Genomic DNA, 1,352 nt, shown 5'->3' with positions numbered 1-1,352 from the left:
AGGCCGGGTTTCCCCATTCGGAAATCTGCGGATCAAAGTGTGTTTGCTCACTCCCCGCAGCTTATCGCAAGCTACTACGTCCTTCATCGCCTGTAATCGCCAAGGCATCCACCATGTGCACTTATTCGCTTGTCCCTATAACGTTGGCCCCTGCATGAGTACAGGGAACGTCATAACAACAAGAGTTCAGCTTACTTTGTTTGTTGATACATACAGATTACTACCCTAAGTGTTCGATACATTTTTCAACGTATTGAACGCTTAAAGAAAACTTTACTTCTTCCAGATTGTTAAAGAACGAGAACTACACTTATCGAAGACTCAGGTCTTGGATAAAGATAGTCTAAACAGTCGAATGATGGTGGAGGATGACGGGATCGAACCGACGACCCCCTGCTTGCAAAGCAGGTGCTCTCCCAGCTGAGCTAATCCCCCATTGTGGCTTTTGCCACTAAAAATGATCCGGCTTCGCCGGGCATTTTTAGCTAACGCAGTTCCAAACGAAAGTAGGTTTTTACTTTCGTTTGATAACTTCTTGGTGGGTCTGGTTGGATTCGAACCAACGACCCCCGCGTTATCAACACGGTGCTCTAACCGACTGAGCTACAGACCCGAACTGTTCTCGTTTAACTTTATAACAGCCGATAAGCGTAGGCGCTTGATGATCGAGCTTGCGCTCGCAGTGCCACTCTAGAAAGGAGGTGATCCAGCCGCACCTTCCGATACGGCTACCTTGTTACGACTTCACCCCAGTCACGAATCCTACCGTGGTAAGCGCCCTCCTTGCGGTTAAGCTACCTACTTCTGGTAAAACCCGCTCCCATGGTGTGACGGGCGGTGTGTACAAGACCCGGGAACGTATTCACCGCGGCATGCTGATCCGCGATTACTAGCGATTCCAACTTCACGCAGTCGAGTTGCAGACTGCGATCCGGACTACGATACACTTTCTGGGATTAGCTCCCCCTCGCGGGTTGGCGGCCCTCTGTATGTACCATTGTATGACGTGTGAAGCCCTACCCATAAGGGCCATGAGGACTTGACGTCATCCCCACCTTCCTCCGGTTTGTCACCGGCAGTCTCATTAGAGTGCTCTTGCGTAGCAACTAATGACAAGGGTTGCGCTCGTTGCGGGACTTAACCCAACATCTCACGACACGAGCTGACGACAGCCATGCAGCACCTGTGTTCAGGCTCTCTTTCGAGCACCCTCCAATCTCTCGGAGGTTCCTGACATGTCAAGGGTAGGTAAGGTTTTTCGCGTTGCATCGAATTAATCCACATCATCCACCGCTTGTGCGGGTCCCCGTCAATTCCTTTGAGTTTTAATCTTGCGACCGTACTCCCCAGGC

2 tRNA genes and 2 rRNA genes are annotated in these 1,352 nt (G+C 50.7%); all 4 read right to left on the bottom strand.

Annotation, left to right across the window (positions count from 1 at the left end):
• Window positions 1–135 (bottom strand): 23S ribosomal RNA (locus tag HAV22_RS30745); the annotation flags it as partial.
• 224 nt (window positions 136–359) lie between these two features.
• Window positions 360–435, bottom strand: a tRNA-Ala gene (locus HAV22_RS30740).
• Window positions 436–536: 101 nt separating this feature from the next.
• Window positions 537–613, bottom strand: a tRNA-Ile gene (locus tag HAV22_RS30735).
• 81 nt (window positions 614–694) lie between these two features.
• Window positions 695–1,352: ribosomal RNA gene (locus tag HAV22_RS30730) — 16S ribosomal RNA — on the bottom strand; the annotation flags it as partial.

Origin of the sequence: Telluria antibiotica, from assembly GCF_011682055.1 — a bacterium.
GTDB classification, from domain to species: domain Bacteria; phylum Pseudomonadota; class Gammaproteobacteria; order Burkholderiales; family Burkholderiaceae_D; genus Telluria; species Telluria antibiotica.
Note: the sequence above shows the minus strand (reverse complement) of the source record. Positions and strands in the feature narration are given on the sequence as shown.